The organism is Arsenophonus nasoniae DSM 15247 (assembly GCF_000429565.1).
Lineage (GTDB): Bacteria > Pseudomonadota > Gammaproteobacteria > Enterobacterales > Enterobacteriaceae > Arsenophonus > Arsenophonus nasoniae.
Genome location: NZ_AUCC01000029.1, coordinates 19,779 through 39,035, shown reverse-complemented (window position 1 = coordinate 39,035; position 19,257 = coordinate 19,779). Strand labels below are relative to the sequence as shown.

Here is a 19,257-nt window from a genome sequence, read left to right as displayed (position 1 = left end):
CACTGTTCGGTGCCTTTGAGGCCACACGCACTGCAGGCTTTGGATTTACAGGTTTGACAAAAGAAGCGTGAATGAGAGCATTCAGGTGAAGAACAGCAATAACGGCGAACGCCCATAGCGCAGGTGCTGCAGGCGAGCATCTTTTCGACAGAGAGTAGTTGCCATTCATCTATGTGATTATTTTCGATGAAAAGGTTCCATCCGTCATCGTATTGAAATAGCAGTTTTGCAGGTCTGGGGATGTACATAGAGCAGAGTATAAAAGACGAGAAGGGAATTGCCTAGAAATAGAGCGCCTTTGCCGCGATGCTCACGCCAAAGGCGTGCTTATGTTCAATTATCATTCTAACGTGGTTATTGATGAAGAAGGCAACAACGGTGAAACTATTGTCGAGCTGGAGTATCAGTTAGATGAGATAAAATCATTTGCATTAAAAGATCGTGATATTATCCTAAAAATTGAAATAGCTGTGCCATCTGAACTAAATAACGTTGCCAAAAGTGATATCGAAATTAAATTAAAAAATGCCTATGGTTATTATGATAATGGTAAGCATTTTTTAACTCATCAATATAATATCCGCACTCAGGATGGCTTTATATTGGCACCTTACCTACCTCAGTCCGTCAATTTACTTATAGATCAACCAATATTATATGAAGCTATGTATGTTAGGCGTTTTGAGCGCCATGTTACCACGGCTCGCCCCTATTTTGTTGCCATTGATTTGGCTGAAAATAGCATAGAAACTTATAAAAAGATCTATCATTTACCAGATAATATTAGGCCTATGCAAACTACCTTTGAGGCGTTGGGAACGGTATTATCCGGTGATCGGTTTGATAATTATTTTTATAATATAAAAAGTGATAGTTATTGTTATATAACCAAAGGAGTAGATCATTATTATATTAGTGATATATCAATATTAAATTTAGTCTCTATTTATATTACTTTTGACTATGCCAAAATAAGTGAAAATTACACTGACAATGATAGAATCATTATTTATCTTGCTGAATATAGTGGTTATGATTTTTTCTTTGACAATAATGAATTAGTACACAAAGATAAAAAAATAATCTAGCCAGAATAAAATTTATAAATTGGCAGCGATTAGAATCATTAAATATTCTAATACAGGACAAAAATCAGCAAAAATTTAATATAATTCTGTCTGAACAAGGTAACTTTATTGCACCATTAGATCCTGTTAAGTTGGCAACAGAACAAGATGATATTATTGTATTGCCACTCGATTATCGTATGAATGCCAAATTACTTGATGCCGGTGATGGTAATGATATTGTTACTGATGTTAGTGAAAAAGGACATATTATAAAAGGCGGAAAAGGGAATGATATCATTACGGTAAAGGCAGGTAACAATATTCTGCTCGATGGTGAGGGTGATGATGCACTTTATGGCGGTGATGGCGATGATATTCTTATCTCTACCGGCGGAAATGTGACTTTAGCGGCGGGAAAAGGTAACAATATTATTTTTATTAATCAGCTTAATGGCTACGTTACCATTATTAATAATGGTGGTAAAGATACCATTATTTTACAGGATAAAAGGATTGCTGATTATCAGATTGTTGATCACAATGGCAATCGATCGTATCTCTCTGCTGATGGTTTATCTGGCATATTAATCGAAGATTATGATCAACAAAATGTTGTTATTAACGCTGCGATCGGGCAGGGAGAAACGCTTAATAATAGACAACTTGATAGTTTAATTGATTTTATAGCTGCGTTTGATTCTAATGGGGAAAATGGCAGCATCGATTTAATGACTTATCTACCTAACTTTAATATTGATCTCGATTTTAGTGTTGCAACAACGATATAAACACGATTATTAATAAATAGTAATTAGATAGTTAGCTTTTGTTATTATCAACAATGACAGTATTTTGTTTTATTTATTATTAATAAGTAATGATGTAAAAATAACCAGCTAAATTGATTTTAATCAATTTAGGTATGAGCAAATAATCAACTATGTTATTCTGTAGGTAAAATAAACATTTTTTGAAAAATTATGCTATTTAAAAGCTAATATCAAATATATATTTAAATAAGAAAAAATTATTTTAGGATAAGGTAGTTATGATGACGCCAAAAACCAAGATTATCATTGTCGGTGGTGGGGCAGGAGGATTAGAACTTGCAACTAAATTAGGGCGCAAGAATCAAGCTGAAATTATATTAGTTGATCGTAATCAAAGCCATTTGTGGAAACCATTACTGCATGAAGTTGCGGCTGGCTCTTTAGACGACGGTGTTGATGCACTGAGTTATTTGGCCCATGCCCGTAATCACTATTTTCATTTTCAATTAGGTAGTTTGATAGATATAGATCGTGAAAATAAAACCATCAAACTCGCAGCGATACATGATAAAGAAGGGCAATTATTAGTTCCTGAACGACAGCTAGATTTTGATATTTTAGTCATGGCGTTAGGCAGTGTGTCTAATGATTTTGGTACTGCCGGTGTAAAAAAACATTGTATTTTCTTAGATAACCCTAAGCAAGCGCATCGTTTTTATGATGAAATGTTAAATTTATTTCTCAGTTACTCGGTGCGACATAAACCGGATGATAAGATCAATATCGCGATTGTTGGTGGTGGCGCAACCGGGGTGGAATTGTCTGCTGAACTTTATAATGCTATCGAGCAATTAACTAGTTATGGTTTTGAAGGCTTAGATAAGGAAGCACTTAACGTAACCCTGGTTGAGGCAGGAGAACGCATCTTACCGGCTTTGCCTATACGGATCTCTACCGCTGCTCATCATGAATTAACCAAATTGGGTGTGCGTGTTTTAACACAAACCATGGTAACCCGAGCCGATGCTGATGGCCTCAACACAAAATCGGCAGAAAAAATTAACGCTGATCTTATGGTTTGGGCGGCTGGTATTAAAGCACCTGATTTTATGCAACAAATTGGCGGTTTAGAAACCAATCGAATTAATCAATTGGTCGTTAAACCAACACTACAAACTACACTCGATAGTACTATTTTTGCCATTGGTGATTGTGCCTCTTGTCCTAAAAAAGAGGGTGGATTTGTGCCTCCGCGGGCACAAGCTGCTCATCAAATGGCGACTTTATGTTATAAAAATATCCTGGCATTACTAGAAGGTAAAGAGTTGAAAGAGTATGTCTATAAAGATTATGGCTCTTTAGTCTCATTGTCTCGTTTTAGTACCGTTGGCAGCCTGATGGGAAATTTAGTGCGTGGAAATATGATGGTTGAAGGGAAAATCGCTCGACTAGTCTATATTTCACTTTATCGCATGCATCAGATAGCATTACACGGTTATATTAAAACGGGATTGATGATGTTAGTGGGTAGTATTAATCGTATCATTCGACCTCGATTAAAATTACACTAATTTACGCTGAACACGCTTAATAACGCTAGATTTGATATTAACCATTGCGTCTTATTTAATTAAAATAAGACGCAATGAATTAATTTATACTTGATGTGATTGAAAATCGGCTATTAATTGGCTAACGAAAGTGAGCCTTTCAGCATAAGTAATTAATGGTTTAATAAATTTCAATTTATTAGGGCCATCTAGTCGATAAACCTCTGGTGAGTTTTGTAGTAAGGCGATAAGAAAAGTGGCGTTTACTCTATTTTGTTCACTAAATTCAATAAATCCACCTTTTTCATGCGCTTCTATGCGTTTAATGCCTAATGCTTGCGCATGCATTCGGATGGCAGTAGATTGTAGTAATTGTTTGCCTGCATCGGGCAGATTACCAAAACGATCGATAAGTTCAATTTTTAACTCATCAAGCTCTTTGTCATGTTTGGCGCTGGCTATTCTTTTATAAAAAGATAATCTGAGATTGACGTCAGGGATATAATCATTCGGCAGCAATACCGGCATTCTTAACTCAATTTCAGTCTGTTGGCGGGTTAGCTCTTCTAAAGAAGGCTCTTTGCCTTGCTTTAATGCCTCAACAGCATTTTCGAGTAGTTCCATATAAAGTGTAAATCCGATAGTAGTCAGCTGCCCACTTTGTTCTGCACCAAGCAACTCCCCTGCGCCCCGAATTTCTAGATCATGGGTTGCTAATGCAAAGCCAGCGCCAAGATCTTCTAGCGCTGCGATCGCTTCAAGCCGTTTTTGCGCATCGATGGTCATCGCTTTAGGATGTGGCGTTAAAAGATATGCATAAGCTTGATGGTAAGAACGACCAACTCTGCCACGTAATTGATGTAATTGCGCTAAACCAAAATGATCTGCGCGTTCAATAATGATAGTATTAGCGCTAGGAATATCGATGCCCGTTTCAATAATGGTGGTGCAAATTAATACATTGAACCGCTGCCGATGGAAATCGGTCATCACACGCTCCAGCTCTCTTTCACGCATTTGCCCATGGCCAATTACAAAACGCGCTTCAGGTACCAACGACTCCAAACGCTCTTTGGCTTTTTCAATATATTTTACATCATTAAATAGATAGTAAACTTGTCCACCGCGCAATATCTCACGCAAAATGGCTTCCCGCACAATTAAGTCATCATATTGACGAACAAAGGTTTTAACGGATAATCGACGAGAAGGAGGGGTAGCAATAATAGACAGATCACGCATGCCACTCATTGCCATATTGAGGGTTCGAGGAATAGGTGTTGCCGTTAATGTGAGAATATCAACATTCGCTCGCATCGATTTAATTAACTCTTTATGACGAACACCGAAACGATGCTCTTCATCAATAATTAATAACCCGAGTGCATGCCAGCGGATATCATTTTGCAATAATTTATGGGTACCAATTAAGATATCAACTTTGCCTTCAGCCGCTGCGTTAATAATCTGTTGTTGCTCTTTTGCACTACGAAAGCGAGACAGCATTTCAATCCGTACCGGCCAGTTAGCAAAACGGTCGCGAAAATTATCAAAATGTTGTTGTGCTAGCAGCGTTGTTGGCACCAATACGGCTACTTGTTGATTATTGGTTATTGCCAGAAATGCTGCTCGCATTGCCACTTCGGTTTTACCAAAGCCAACATCACCACAGACCAAGCGATCCATAGCAATTGGTTGGCACATATCACTTAACACGGCATTAATTGCTTGTTCCTGATCAACGGTTGTTTCGAAGGGAAAACCTTGACAAAAAAGTTGATATTGCATTTTATCGTGTTTGAAAGCAAAACCCGGCTTTATACTACGTTGAGCGTGGATATCTAACAGTTCTGCTGCAACATCACGAATTTTTTCAGCCGCTTTTTGTTTGGCTTTCGTCCAAACATCGTTACCTAATTTATGTAGTGGCGCATTTTCATCGCTGCTGCCACTATAACGACTAATCAAATTTAGCGATGAAACCGGCACATAAAGTTTATCATTGCCAGCATAACTCAGCATTAAGTACTCGGCTTGAATACCGCCTGCTGCTAAAGTGGTTAACCCCTGATAACGTCCAACCCCATGTTCCAGGTGAACAACGGGTTGCCCAGGCCGTAATTCTGCCAGATTGCGGATCAATAGGTCGGTATTGATAGCTTTACGTTGTTCAGTATGACGTTGAATAACCCGTTCACCTAAAATATCGCTTTCACAAATAAAGGCAATTTGTTGATCCTGATTAGTAAAACCCTGTTCAGCCGCACCGACGGTGATATAAAAGCCTGGTTTGTTGGCTTCATTTAGGGTTTTAATTCTATTAGGATTAATTTTTATCTGTGCTAGTAAATCTTGTACAGTTTCACGGCGTCCAGCGCTTTGTGCAGAAAAAATAATCCGCCCGGTGAAATTTCTGCTGAACTGATCGAGTTTATCAAGTGGCGCTTTATTTTGCTGACTGATACTTAAATCAGGTAAGGCTAAGTAGGGTAGATTAGTATGGCCTGCTTTTTGGGCAATTGATTCAGCGGATATTTTGATACGTGGCCATGCCTTAAGACCTCGATTAAGTTGTTCGCTATTTAGCCAAAGTGTTTCAGGTAATAGTAGAGGACGCATGGGATCAACACGGCGACTCTCATAACGCTGATAAGTATCAGCCCAAAATCTATCAACAGCCGCGGTTAAATCTTGTGTAATCAGCAAAGTATTAGCGGGGAAATAGTCAAATAGCGCAGATAACGGCTGATTGAAAAAAAGGGGTTGCCAGTATTCAATTCCTGCGGGTAGTATTTTTTTACTGATTTGTTGATAAATATGTTCAGGATCGCGGCGTATGTCGAAATGCTCTCGCCATTGGCTACGGAATAACTCAATCGCTTTATCATCTGTGGGGAATTCGTGAGCTGGCAGTAAATTTATCTGCTCAACTTCGCTTATAGTAAGTTGGTTATCAACATCAAAAGTTCTTAAGCTGTCGATTTCATCACCGAAAAAGTCAATCCGATAAGGGTAGTCACTGCCCATTGGAAACAGATCAAGTAACGCGCCACGAGTAGCATATTCTCCATGTTCCAGCACTTGTTCAACGTGTCGATAACCGGCTTTATCAAGATTATTACGTAATTTTTCACGTGAAAGTTTATCTCCCTTTTGCATAACCAGGGCATTACTGGTTAGAAAATCAATAGGGCAAACTTTTTGCATTAAGGTATTAACCGGAACAATTAATAAACCTTTTGTCAGGGTTGGCAGTCGATAAAGATTGGCTAACCGCACTGAAATAATTTCTTGATGTGGCGAAAAATTATCATAAGGCAAAGTTTCCCAATCCGATAGCATTGTCACTGAATGGGAAGAAAATTGTTGTATTTCATCACATAATTTTAAGGCATTATGCGTATCTTGAGCGATCAAAACAACAAGACCCGGATGGCGTTCGACAATATCAGCACACTCAACAGCGGCCGCCGCGCCAATTAGACACCCCAAATGGCGAGTATCACCTTTTTGTTTGGGTAGTTGGTAATAATATTTTGCCGACATAAGGATTAATTGATTCTCATTGATAGAAATTGTAATACTTGTTTTGTTGACACTAAAACAAACGAAAAATAGTCTAATCTATTAAGTTAGATATAAAAAATCGTAAAACATTGGCTTAGGGTGGTTCCATTCAGTAACGCTACCCTTTATTATCGCCAAACACTTTGCTTTGGCAACAGAGGTATATCGGATTTCATGTCTCAGTCTGTTATCTTTTATATTGGTCTACGTTACATGCGTGGACGAACAGGTGACCGCTTTGGTCGGTTCGTATCGAGTTTATCTACAATTGGCATTGCACTAGGCGTTATGGCATTAATTACTGTGACTGCTGTTATGAATGGTTTTGAACGTTCATTACAGCAGAGTATTTTGGCATACATGCCACAGGCTATTTTAACGACACCTAAAGGAAATCTCAATCCCAGTGAATATCCAGCAAAAAATGTAACCTATCTACAGGGAATCGATCGCATTGCGCCAATTGTGGAAAGTGATGTGGTATTACAAAGCCGGCAAAATGTGGGGGTTGCGGTCATGATTGGCGTTGATGAAGCGTCGAGCGAGCCTTTATTAAAACATTTGCAAGATGTTGATCCGACAGTATTAACCGCCGGCAGTTACCATGTTATTTTAGGCATAAAATTGGCTGAACAATTGGAGGTAAAGCGAGGTGATCAATTGAGATTAATAGTGCCTGGTGTTAGTCAGCTTACCCCAATGGGCAGAATACCCAGTCAGCGTTTATTCACTGTAGCCGGCGTTTTTGCTAGCCAAGGTGAAGCCGATAATAGCGAATTGTTGGTTAATCAGCAGGACGCAGCACGATTAATGCGTTATCCAATCGGTAATATTACGGGTTGGCGTCTTTATCTTGACTCACCATTAACTGTGGATAGCTTGAGTGAACAAACGTTACCGGTAGGTATGATATGGAAGGATTGGAGAGAACGAAAAGGTGAATTTTTTCAGGCGGTTAGAATGGAAAAAAATATGATGGGCTTATTATTAAGTCTCATTATTGCCGTGGCCGCGTTTAATATTGTTACTTCACTTTCATTATTAGTGATGGAAAAACAGTCCGAAGTGGCTATTTTGCAGACATTAGGTTTAAAGCGCGGCCAAATTATGGCTATTTTTATGCTACAGGGAACTGGAGCTGGGATTATTGGTACCCTTATTGGCACATTATTAGGTCTATTTATCGCTAGCCAGCTTAATATAATAATGCCAATGCTGGGTTTATTAGCCAAAGGTATCGAATTGCCGATAGCTATTGATCCTGGCCGTATTATATTTATTGCTTTATCTTCAATCGCTATCTCATTATTGGCCACCCTTTATCCAGCTTGGCGTGCTGCCACCGTTCAACCTGCAGAGGCTTTACGTTATGAATAATTCTCCCCTATTAGTTTGCCAAGACCTCTGTAAATGTTATCAAGATGGCAAAATTGCGACCAATGTACTTAAAAATATCTCTTTCTCTATCAACAAAAGTGAAATGATGGCAATTTTGGGTAGCTCAGGTTCTGGCAAAAGTACGCTACTCCATTTATTGGGTGGGTTAGATACACCAACTCGTGGTGATGTTATTTTTAATGGTAAAAAAATTAGTTCACTTTCTAGCAGTGGCAGAGCAGAACTACGTAATCAAGAGTTGGGATTTATTTATCAATTTCATCATCTTCTACCGGATTTTACCGCGTTGGAAAATGTGATGATGCCATTATTAATTGGCGGAATGGCACACATGAAAGCGCAGCAAAAAGCCGATGAAATGCTAGCAGCAGTCGGTTTATCGCATCGAGTAAATCATCGCCCGGCTGAGTTATCAGGTGGTGAGCGTCAGCGCGTTGCGATTGCCCGGGCAATCGTGAACGAACCCGCTTTAGTGCTAGCAGATGAACCGACTGGTAATTTAGATTTACACAATGCAGATGTCATTTTTGATCTATTATTGGCGCTTAATCAGCAAAAGGGGACGGCATTTTTAGTGGTGACTCATGATTTGCGACTTGCAGGTCGCTTAACGCATCAGTTAGAAATGCGAGATGGTTATTTACAAGATGATCGGACTTAATAGGAGTGCAATAATCATGGTGGAATTACCCCGTGCTTTAAAAATTGCACTTCGCTTTAGTCGAGGCAAAAAAAGAGCTGGCTTGGTTTCATTGATATCAATTATTTCTACATTGGGTATTGTGCTTGGTGTTGCAGTGTTGATTATTGGTTTAAGTGCGATGAATGGTTTTGAACGTGAATTAAAAAATCGCATTCTTTCCGTTGTCCCTCATGGCCAAATTGCGGCAGTCAATCAGCCTTATTTAAATTGGCAAGCTGATTTAGCTAAAGTTCGACAAACTCCGGGTGTGGTAGGTGTATCACCTTATATTAATTTTACCGGATTACTTGAAAAAGGCAGTGCTTTGAAAGCAATTCAGGTAGCTGGTGTTGATTTATCATCAGAACAAACCGTCAGTTCGTTACCCGATTTTATCTTAAATAATGCATGGCAAAAATTAAAACCAGGCAATAACGAAATTATTTTAGGTCAAGGTGTCGCAGAAACATTAAAAGTTTCGCCCGGCGATCATATTACCATCATGATCCCTAATCATGATGATAAATTACGTATTCAGCAACCGAATCGAATTAATGTCACAGTTATTGGTGTATTTAAATTAAATGGCATGTTAGATCATCAACTCGCAATCGTGCCATTGCAAGATGCTCAGCAATATTTAGCCTATGGTGATGGTATCACCGGTTTTCAGATCAGTGTAACTGATGTTTTTGCCGCTAATAAAGTTGTCTATGATGCGGGTATCAATACTGGCCATTATGTCACTATTAAAAGTTGGATAACGGATTATGGCTACATGTATAGCGATATTCAAATGGTGCGGGGTATTATGTATCTTGCCATGATATTGGTCATAGGTGTTGCCTGTTTTAATATTGTATCTACGCTTGTAATGGCAGTAAAAGATAAAAGCAGTGATATTGCGGTATTAAGAACACTTGGTGCTAAAGATAGTTTTATTCGCGCTATTTTTTTATGGTATGGATTAATAACGGGAATGGTGGGTTGTTTTATTGGTATGCTAGTTGGCATTTTTATATCACTAAATTTAACGACTATTATTAAATATATAGAAAATATTGTTGGTCATTCTATTTTGTCAGGTGATGTTTATTTTATCGATTTTTTACCCTCTGAGCTGCATATTACCGATGTATTTTATGTCATGTTAACAACATTAATTTTAAGTTTACTCGCTAGTTGGTATCCCGCTAAACGGGCAACAAAAATAGATCCGGCGCGAATTTTAAGTGGGCAATAACTGTTGTTGTTTTTGCTGTTATTATCTAAAAGAGGCGATTGTTTGATTAAAAGTAATGGGTCGTTGAGCATGAAAAAGGATACTGTCTATGATGCGGTTTCATTGCCGGCTTAGAAAGTTACGCAAAAAGAAAAACTTACATCGACAAAGATTTCGTTGTTGTCTTTTTTACCGTGAAAAACAATTGATTGATAAGATGAAAAGAAAAAAAATTGTCATTTTAACCGGCGCCGGCATTTCAGCTGAGTCTGGCATTCGTACTTTTCGAGCTACGGATGGTTTATGGGAAGAGCATCGAGTTGACGATGTCGCAACACCTGAAGGTTTTGTGAGAGATCCAGAATTAGTACAACGTTTTTATAATCAGCGTCGTTATCAATTACAGCAACCGGATATAAAACCCAACGCAGCCCATTATGCGTTGGCAAAATTAGAACATCTTTTGGGTGATAATTTTTTATTAGTTACGCAAAATATCGATAATTTACATGAAAAAGCGGGTAATAGACGCATTATTCATATGCATGGTGAATTATTAAAAGCTCGTTGTTGTCAATCAGGTCAGGTTATTGACTGGAAAGGTGATTTAACTACTAATGACCGCTGTCACTGTTGCCAATTTCCGCAGCCTTTGCGCCCCCATATTGTCTGGTTTGGTGAAATGCCACTCGGTATGGAAATGATTTACCAAGCTTTATCATCTGTGGATATTTTTATCGCAATTGGTACATCGGGGCATGTTTATCCTGCCGCTGGATTTGTCCATGAAGCTAAACTTGCTGGTGCTCATACTGTTGAATTAAATCTTGAGCCCAGTCAAGTTGAAAGCCAGTTTGATGAAAAATATTATGGTTCAGCAACTAAAATTGTTGAAAAGTATATTGACGGTTTAGTTGCAGAGATCAAACTCTGATTAAGTATTAGTTTGTTTTATTAGTATATGCTGCTAAAGCTGATTTGACGCAATAATTGTCATTAATTCCTTCCGCATAATGCGATAACAGTTCATTGAGGGAGGAGAAATGGATAGGCTTTTAGAGCGTTTTTGGGAATATATTGCGATTAATAGTCAGTCAAAGACTTATACAAAAGCTAAGCCTAGCAGCTCTGGCCAGGTAAAATTAGCAAAGTTATTATTCACTGAGCTGTTAGAGCTAGGAGTTTCTACTAGCGAGCTGTTAGAAAACGGCTGTGTAATGGCAAAGTTACCCGCTAATATTGAATATTCTGTCCCTGCTATTGGTTTTATTTCCCATCTTGATACATCACCTGATTTCGTTGGTAAAAATGTTAAGCCGCAATTGATTGAAAATTATCGTGGCGGAGATATCGCATTAGGTACTGGTAATTCGGTATTATCGCCAGTAATGTTTCCCATTCTGCATGAAATGATAGGTAAAACCATAATTACGACTGATGGTAAAACCTTATTAGGCGCAGAAAATAAAGCGGGTATTGCTGAAATTATGACGGCGATAAGTCATTTAGAACAGCAAAATATTCCCCATGGTGACATTTATATTGTGTTTACACCCGATGCTAAAATAGGTCGTGGTGCGCATAATATTGATTTAGAAAAATTTAATGTTCAGTGGGCTTATAGTTTGCTTGGAAGGGGAATTGGTGGGCTTGAATACGAGAATTTTAATATCGCTAACGTAAGGATAAAAATTATTGGTAAAGGGACGCTTAAGGAGAGTTCTAAAGAGGGTATGGTAAATGCTTTAACATTGGCTACCCGTATTCATAATCAGATCCCAAGCCATGAAATAGCCAAGTCTACCATAATGGATCAAGGTTTTTATCATCTGAATGGTATTAAAGGCACAGTAGAAAAAACTGAAATGAATTACATTATTTGTGATTTTGATAAGCAAAACTTTGCCAAACGTAAGCGAGCTATGTTCCAAATTGCTGAAGAACTGGGAAAAGATTTGCATCCTGATTGTTACATTGAATTGACGGTCGATGACATTTGTTACAATATGAATAAAGTTGTTTGCCAGCATCCACATGTTATTGAGATTGCTAAACAAGCGATGATTGACTGTCATTTAAAACCTATTGTGCAACCGATGCGAGATATCACCCATGGCTTGTTGTTAACCGATTATGGTATACCTTGTCCTAATATTTTTACTGGTGGATATAATTTTCATAGTAAATATGAATTTATCTCTTTAGAAGGTATGCAGCAGGCAGTTGAGGTCATTCTACGGATTGTGACATTAACGGCGCAATATGGTAAATCTGACAGAGTGGCTGTGAACGAATGATAGTTAAGCTACCAAATAAAATTATCGACCCGTCAAGCCAATCATGTTTTATTGTATACAGGCTAAATAATTTTAATCGTTAAAATACCAATATCCATCATTAATTAGTTTAGTTACTAATTGCATAAAATAATGATTATTCAATGCGTTACCTAACATATCAGCTTGAATTTCCAACTTTTCAAACAGGATATTAAGGGCAGTTATATTTGATTTAGATGAGTTTAATTGTTCACCATTAACAAAGTATTGATCCGCTACACATAAAGTACGTAAGCCATTAAGTTTGTAAAGCGTATTTCCTTGACGGAGAAGCTGAATAACTTGCTCAACGGTATAGGATGGATCGGGCGGCGCGATATCTAACTCATGACGAGACTGAGAAATAAACGTGCCAAACCAATGAGTAAAAATTTGTGGTTGAGCAAGCAATTGTTGCATTATATGTTGTATTTCAGTTAATTCAGTGGGCAATATGATAGCAGGATTGTCACGTGTGGCTATATTTGGATCACGATAATGGTAGCTACCTAAGTCATTAGCGATCAGGTAATCGGCAAAACTACTAAATAATTCACGGCTCGTTGGTGATCTAAAACCGACCGAGTAATTAAGTGAAGTCTCTATGGAATAACCTTCATGGGGGAAGCCAGGCGGGATATAAAGAATATCACCTGGCTCAAGTTGTTCATCAATAATGGCAGCAAAAGGTTCAACCTGAAGTAGATCTGGATGTGGACAATGTTGTTTCAGTGTCATTTTTTCACCTACTCGCCAATGACGGCGGCCAAGACCTTGAATAATAAAAACATCATATTGATCTATATGGGGGCCAACGCCACCTGCTGGGACAGAATAAGAAACCATTAAATCATCAATTCGCCAATCAGATAAAACACGAAAGGGGGCTAATAAGGCAGTTGATGGATAATGCCAATGGTTAACGGCTTGTACTAGCAGTGACCATCCAGTCTCGCCCAATTGTTCATAGTTATCAAAAGGGCCGTGAGTAACATGCCAACTTCCATCTTGAAAGCTTACTAATCGGCTATCCACTTCATCTTCCATGGCTAATCCCGCTAAATCATTAGCTGAGATAGGATCAATAAAATTAGTCAATCCTTGTTTAATTAATAACGGCCGTTTTTGCCAAAAATTTTTGATAAAATCTGGCCAATTGATATTCAGTTGATAGTCAATCATGTTATTCTGCATATTTATTTAATTTGTTAGCTAAAAGATAAGAAAATGGCGTTGCTATTTAGTGATATTAGCTATCTGTCACCGGGAATTGTTGTCTAAAAGTGACAATCACTCGTGCTCCACCTAATGGATTATGAGTAATAGCAATATCTCCGTCATATTGTTCAATTATTTCAGCCGCAATAGAGAGTCCCAAACCTTGTCCAGGTCGTAGTGTATCAATGCGTTGACCTCGCAAAAAAATCAAATCACGTTTATCTTCAGCAACCCCAGGACCATCATCATCAACAATAATGGTTAACGAATTTTCAGTGCTATTAGCGCTAACTTCGACAAATTCAAGACAATATTTACAAGCATTTTCAATAATATTACCCATAATTTCCATAAAATCTATCGGTTGACCTAGCCAAGTAATTTCAGGCGAGACATCGAGGGTCAAATTGACGCCCTTTTGTTAAGGCACTGCATAAATTATCTAATAAAGCCGAGACAGAAGAAATTTCTCGGATCGCGAAATGATCTTCACTATGTATACTTGCACGGTGCAAATAGTAACCTATTTGTTGTGAAATTCGGCCAATTTGTTCCAGCATAATAGGCTCGGCTTGTTCAATGGTCATTTGTTTACTTGAGCGCAGAGAACGGAGGGTTGACTGTAATACCGCTAACGGAGTTTTTAGGCTATGGCTCAAATCCGCCAGTGTAGTACGGTATTTGCTATAGCGCTTTTGTTCGTTTACCAGTAAATTATTCAAGTTACGCACTAATCCGCTGAGCTCTAATGGTGGATTTTCATCCAGTGCTTCCTGCTCGCCTTTTTCAATGCCGCTTATTTGTGAGCTTAATGATTTAATCGGGTATAAACTCCAGGAAGTCACTAGCCAAAGCAGCGGAATGACCAGAATAAAATTGGTTAATATAACATAGCCAAACCATTCCCAAACTAATCCAGTTTTTTGTAGATCGAAAGGTAAGGTATCTATTACCACAATGGTAAGTTGCGGTAGATTTTTGGTTGCCTGATAGTGGTTGACAGAAACTGAGTGTGTTAAAGAGGGATTTTCAATATCAGTGATTTTTTTCGCTGGTTTACTGCCGTTAGGTGAAACTTTAATTAATTCGCGTGTAGTATTTAAATCGGTGTCTAATTCATATAGCCCATCCTTTTTTAGCCACTCTTTATCGATAGCTTTTTCAATAGCAGGAATGTTGTGTTGTCGCCACAGAATTTCACCTTGTTGATTATAAATTAAAATAAAAGCTGAGGCATTTAAGTTGAAGTCAGTCGGGACATGAATGTCTAACTTATTATTACGCCATTGAGCCAAACTATAAAATAGATTACTTTGACTACGTAGTAAGGTATAGGTTGTTTTATCAAAACTCACTAAATAGCCAACGATGGCAACGGCACCATAGGAGAGTGTCAATGCTAATATTATCCCTGAAGTTGCAAGTAAAAAACGTGTTCGCAACGAAAAGGGTTTTTTGCGTTTTAAAAAATTAAATAGCATCATCGGGCTGTTCTGCGTCAAACCGGTAACCTTGCCCACGAACGGTCACAATGACATCATTAGGCCATTCTTGCATAATTTTTTTTCGTAATCGTCCCATTAGGACATCGATAGTATGACTTTCACGCAATTCTGCATCTGGATAGAGCTGGCGCATCAGTGACTCTTTACTCACTACCTTACTGTTATTACGCATTAAGGTTTCTAAAATCGTATATTCAAATGCGGTGAGCTTTATATTTTTATCTTTAATAGTGAATTCCTTACGTGACATGTCAATAACAAAGTCACCTAGTTGAAGTATTTGTGAAGCAAGCCCACTGTTACGACGCATTAATGCTTGAATTCGTGCTAAAATCTCTTCCAGGTGAAATGGTTTCGTTACATAATCATCGGCTCCACTATTTAAGGCAATTACTTTTTCTTGCCAGCGCTCACGTGCGGTTAATATTAAAATAGGCAATTTAATATTGTCTTGCCGCCAACGCCTGATCATACTTAATCCATCTTCACCGGGTAATCCTAAGTCAACAATTGCAATATCGGGATTACTCTCTTGTAAAAAATAATCGGCTTCTTTAGCATCTGCTGCTGCATCTACTTGGTGACCGGTCTCTTTTAACTGGACAGTTAGATGGTGACGTAAAAGCGCATTATCTTCTACAATTAATATCCGCATAACAACCTCAATTTCTCAATAAATCTACTAGAAAAAGCAGTAATAAATCCTATGTTAGAAGGATAGCTGGAGGACGGCAAGATATTAGTGAATGAAAAGAAAATAATTATGGGGTTTGATTGGCTAATTAAATAAAAAAGTAGGGTGAGCAATGAATATTGCTCACCGATGAATGCTATTTAAAATAGTCCACTAGTTTGATTGAGTAACCAATATAGTTAGCTGGAGTCATTGTTTTTAAACGATTTTTTTCCGATTCTGGTAAATCTAAATCATCAATAAAAGCTTTGATGTCAGCTGCTGTAGTGCGCTTGCCGCGGGTTAATGCTTTTAGTTTTTCATAAGGCTTTTCAATTCCATAGCGGCGCATAACCGTTTGAATAGCTTCAGCCAGCACTTCCCAATTTGCATCTAATTCAATTTGTAAATTTTGCTCATTCACTTCTAGCTTACTCAAGCCTTTCAATGTCGCTTGATAGGCTATCAAGGCATAACCAATGCCGACTCCTAAATTACGTAATACTGTTGAATCCGTTAGATCTCGTTGCCAACGTGAAATCGGTAATTTATTTGCCAGATGATTTAATAAGGCATTTGCGAGTCCAAGATTACCTTCGGAATTTTCAAAATCAATCGGGTTAACTTTATGTGGCATGGTTGATGAACCAATTTCACCGGCGACGGTTTTTTGTCTGAAATGATTAAGGGCAATATAACCCCAGATATCCCGATTAAAATCGAGCAAAATGGTATTAAAACGAGCAATACAATTAAATAGTTCAGCAATATAGTCATGAGGTTCAATTTGGGTGGTGAACGGATTCCATTTGATACCTAACGAAGTAACAAATTCTTCGCTGAACAGATGCCAATTTATCTCAGGATAAGCGGATAAATGGGCATTATAATTACCGACCGCGCCATTAATTTTGCCTAAAATTTCGATTTGCTCAAGTTGTTGATATTGCCGCTCCATACGATAAGCAACATTGGCAAACTCTTTACCTATCGTAGTCGGCGTCGCGGGTTGGCCATGGGTTCTTGATAGTAGCGGTAAAGCGCGATAAAGATGGGCCATCTCTTTTAGGCTATTAATAATTTTTCGCCATTTTGGCAGAACTACTTGATCACGAGCGGTTTTTAACATTAGCGCATGGGAAAGATTATTAATATCTTCAGAGGTACAGGCAAAATGAATAAATTCTGCCACTTTTTCTAATTCAGGTATGGCAGCCATTTTTTCTTTTAGAAAATATTCAACCGCTTTTACATCATGATTCGTTGTTTGTTCAATTTGTTTGATCTGAATGGCATCATCTTCATTGAAGCGAGTTACAATTTGCTCAAGATAAGTTTTTGCTTCGACACTAAATGGGGGCACTTCTTTAATGTCAGCACATGCTGCTAATTTTTGTAGCCAGCGTACTTCTACTTGGATACGATATTTTAGTAAACCAAATTCACTGAAAATTGGACGTAATAGACTGACTTTATCACTGTAGCGGCCATCAATCGGCGATACAGCAGTCAGTGAAGATAATTCCATTGCTAGTGACTCCCAAATTTATTAACAATGAGCAAGAATTTCTTTTGCTTGAGTGATCAAACGTTGTCGCGAAAACATTAATTGTAGGCGGTTGCCACCGATTTGTTGCCAGAGAACAGCGCTACGAATGCCAGTAAAAAGTAATGCACGTACTTTAGCTTGTATTGAACTATTTTGTAGGATATCCGGAGAACCCGTTACCTGAATACGCGGGCCAATTGGACTAATCACATCCACATAAATACCCGCCAGTGCATTGAAAATACCACTGGACATAGGTTCAAAATAATTTTTTTGGTGTTGAAGGAGTTCAATACGTTGTCTAAGTTCATTACTTGCTGATGGATTTTTTCTTAGCCGGCGCTCTAATCCGATGAGACTTAATAAGTAGCGGGTTAAATTAGAGTAAAGGGTATTATTTGAGACGGTAAGTATAGCAAGTAAAGTATTTAAACCAACACGAAGATTTGCTTCGCTATTGCCATAAACATCTAATGTGGATGTTGGATTAATATTTAGCGTGCTATTAATCATAACGTTTGTCGCATTATCGTCAATCTTTCCGTTATGAGCTATTTGTTGAACTAAATGACATGCTTGGCAGATACCGGCAAAAGCAAGAGTAATATCATAAAAATTTTTGCTCACATTGACTCCTGAATACGTGTTTCAATAACACCACCGCCTAAACAAATTTCACCTTGATAAAAGACTGCGGATTGACCTGGTGTGACGGCTGCAATAGGGTAGTCAAATTGCACGATGATTTTATTGTCACTTAATTGCTTAATTGTACAGGGAATATCTGGCTGCCGGTAACGCGTTTTAACTGTGTATTGATTGGTTTCGTTTAATGCTGGTGGATTAATCCAATGGATTTGTTGGACGATAAGTCCTGTCGACATCAAACGTGGGTGATTATGGCCTTGGGCAACAATTAGGCGATTATTTTTAATATCTTTATCAACAACATACCAGGGATCATCATTAGCTTCTTTTACACCACCGATACCTAATCCCTTACGTTGACCTAACGTATGATACATTAAGCCTGAATGTTCACCTAAAATTTTACCGTCAACCGTTATAATTACACCTGGTTTAGCCGGCAGGTAACGAGCGAGGAAGTCGCGAAATTTACGTTCACCAATAAAACAAATTCCTGTTGAGTCTTTCTTTTTGGCCGTAATTAAACCAATTTCCTCAGCGATACGGCGAACGGTTGATTTTTCTAGTTCACCGATTGGAAAAAGACTTTGTGCCAGTTGCGCTTGATCCAAAGTATAAAGAAAATAGCTCTGATCTTTATTATTATCTAGGCCACGCAGTAATTGATGGCGCCCATTAACAGTTTTGCATCGAGCGTAGTGGCCGGTGGCAATATAGTCTGCTGCCAGATCTTCTGCCGCAAATTCTAGAAATGCTTTAAATTTAATTTCTTTATTACATAGAATGTCAGGATTTGGCGTGCGGCCAGCTTTATACTCAGCAAGAAAATGAGCAAAAACATTGTCCCAATATTCGGCGGCAAAATTAACGGTATGAAGCTCTATATCGAGTTTATCGCATACGGATTGTGCATCGGCAAGATCGGTGGCCGCTGCGCAATACTCTTCATTATCGTCTTCTTCCCAGTTTTTCATGAAGAGACCGGCAACCTGATAACCTTGTTGTTTTAATAGGTAAGCGGATACGGATGAGTCAACGCCACCGGACATTCCAACGATGACTTTTTTCAACGGGTTATCTGACATGA

The 19,257-nt window shown here is 38.3% G+C and carries 15 protein-coding genes and 1 pseudogene; 8 read left to right on the top strand and 8 right to left on the bottom strand.

Features of this window, described 5'->3' with window-relative positions:
* The coding region (locus tag G468_RS22875; protein WP_211229658.1) for a transposase zinc-binding domain-containing protein at positions 1-248 on the bottom strand (248 nt) is incomplete at its 3' end.
* A gap of 81 nt (positions 249-329) precedes the next feature.
* Between G468_RS22875 and G468_RS0108410 the strand changes: the two genes are divergently transcribed.
* From G468_RS0108410 to G468_RS0108400, 3 genes are all read left to right on the top strand, one after another.
* Positions 330-1,088, top strand: a complete 759-nt coding sequence (locus tag G468_RS0108410) for a hypothetical protein (protein WP_026822755.1) — start codon at positions 330-332, stop codon at positions 1,086-1,088.
* Positions 1,089-1,219: 131 nt separating this feature from the next.
* Positions 1,220-1,858, top strand: coding sequence for a calcium-binding protein (locus G468_RS0108405; RefSeq protein WP_026822754.1), 639 nt, complete (start codon positions 1,220-1,222; stop codon positions 1,856-1,858).
* A gap of 260 nt (positions 1,859-2,118) precedes the next feature.
* Positions 2,119-3,411 carry an NAD(P)/FAD-dependent oxidoreductase gene (locus G468_RS0108400; RefSeq protein WP_026822753.1) on the top strand — a complete coding sequence of 431 codons (1,293 nt, stop codon included), beginning with the start codon at positions 2,119-2,121 and terminating at the stop codon, positions 3,409-3,411.
* An 84-nt stretch (positions 3,412-3,495) separates the two neighbouring features.
* On the opposite strand, the gene mfd is transcribed toward G468_RS0108400, so the two are convergent.
* A complete protein-coding gene (gene mfd / locus G468_RS0108395; protein WP_026822752.1) occupies positions 3,496-6,936 on the bottom strand; it encodes a transcription-repair coupling factor in 3,441 nt (1,146 codons plus the stop codon).
* Positions 6,937-7,131: 195 nt separating this feature from the next.
* Here mfd and lolC point away from each other — a divergent pair, with 195 nt between their 5' ends.
* From lolC to pepT, 5 genes are all read left to right on the top strand, one after another.
* Positions 7,132-8,334 carry a lipoprotein-releasing ABC transporter permease subunit LolC gene (lolC, locus tag G468_RS0108390; RefSeq protein ID WP_026822751.1) on the top strand — a complete coding sequence of 401 codons (1,203 nt, stop codon included), beginning with the start codon at positions 7,132-7,134 and terminating at the stop codon, positions 8,332-8,334.
* A complete protein-coding gene (gene lolD, locus G468_RS0108385) occupies positions 8,327-9,016 on the top strand; it encodes a lipoprotein-releasing ABC transporter ATP-binding protein LolD (RefSeq protein WP_026822750.1) in 690 nt (229 codons plus the stop codon). Before lolC ends, lolD begins: the two co-directional genes overlap by 8 nt.
* Before the next feature lie 16 nt (positions 9,017-9,032).
* On the top strand, positions 9,033-10,280 hold the full coding sequence (gene lolE / locus G468_RS0108380) for a lipoprotein-releasing ABC transporter permease subunit LolE (RefSeq protein ID WP_026822749.1): 1,248 nt from the start codon (positions 9,033-9,035) through the stop codon (positions 10,278-10,280).
* A gap of 91 nt (positions 10,281-10,371) precedes the next feature.
* Complete coding sequence (cobB, locus tag G468_RS0108375) at positions 10,372-11,193, top strand: Sir2 family NAD+-dependent deacetylase (protein WP_026822748.1); 822 nt, start codon at positions 10,372-10,374, stop codon at positions 11,191-11,193.
* A gap of 109 nt (positions 11,194-11,302) precedes the next feature.
* Positions 11,303-12,556: a peptidase T gene (gene pepT / locus G468_RS0108370; protein ID WP_026822747.1), complete on the top strand. Its 1,254-nt coding sequence runs from the start codon at positions 11,303-11,305 to the stop codon at positions 12,554-12,556.
* A gap of 72 nt (positions 12,557-12,628) precedes the next feature.
* Here the strand turns inward: pepT and G468_RS0108365 are convergent, their stop codons facing one another.
* The 6 genes and pseudogenes from G468_RS0108365 to mnmA all read right to left on the bottom strand — a co-directional run bounded on the left by G468_RS0108365 (position 12,629) and on the right by mnmA (position 19,255).
* Entirely contained in the window at positions 12,629-13,756 is a 1,128-nt protein-coding gene (locus G468_RS0108365) for a ribosomal protein uL16 3-hydroxylase (RefSeq protein WP_026822746.1), read from the bottom strand.
* Between the two features lie 70 nt (positions 13,757-13,826).
* Positions 13,827-15,279, bottom strand: a pseudogene (phoQ, locus tag G468_RS20180) (two-component system sensor histidine kinase PhoQ).
* The gene (phoP, locus tag G468_RS0108355) at positions 15,266-15,955 is read right to left on the bottom strand and encodes a two-component system response regulator PhoP (protein WP_026822745.1); all 690 of its coding nucleotides are present in this window, start codon (positions 15,953-15,955) and stop codon (positions 15,266-15,268) included. The pseudogene phoQ and the gene phoP overlap by 14 nt, the downstream one beginning before the upstream one ends.
* Before the next feature lie 175 nt (positions 15,956-16,130).
* Positions 16,131-17,501, bottom strand: a complete 1,371-nt coding sequence (gene purB, locus G468_RS0108350) for an adenylosuccinate lyase (RefSeq protein ID WP_026822744.1) — start codon at positions 17,499-17,501, stop codon at positions 16,131-16,133.
* 21 nt (positions 17,502-17,522) lie between these two features.
* A complete protein-coding gene (gene hflD / locus G468_RS0108345) occupies positions 17,523-18,149 on the bottom strand; it encodes a high frequency lysogenization protein HflD (protein WP_026822743.1) in 627 nt (208 codons plus the stop codon).
* Complete coding sequence (gene mnmA, locus G468_RS0108340) at positions 18,146-19,255, bottom strand: tRNA 2-thiouridine(34) synthase MnmA (RefSeq protein WP_026822742.1); 1,110 nt, start codon at positions 19,253-19,255, stop codon at positions 18,146-18,148. Before mnmA ends, hflD begins: the two co-directional genes overlap by 4 nt.
* Positions 19,256-19,257: the final 2 nt, after the last annotated feature.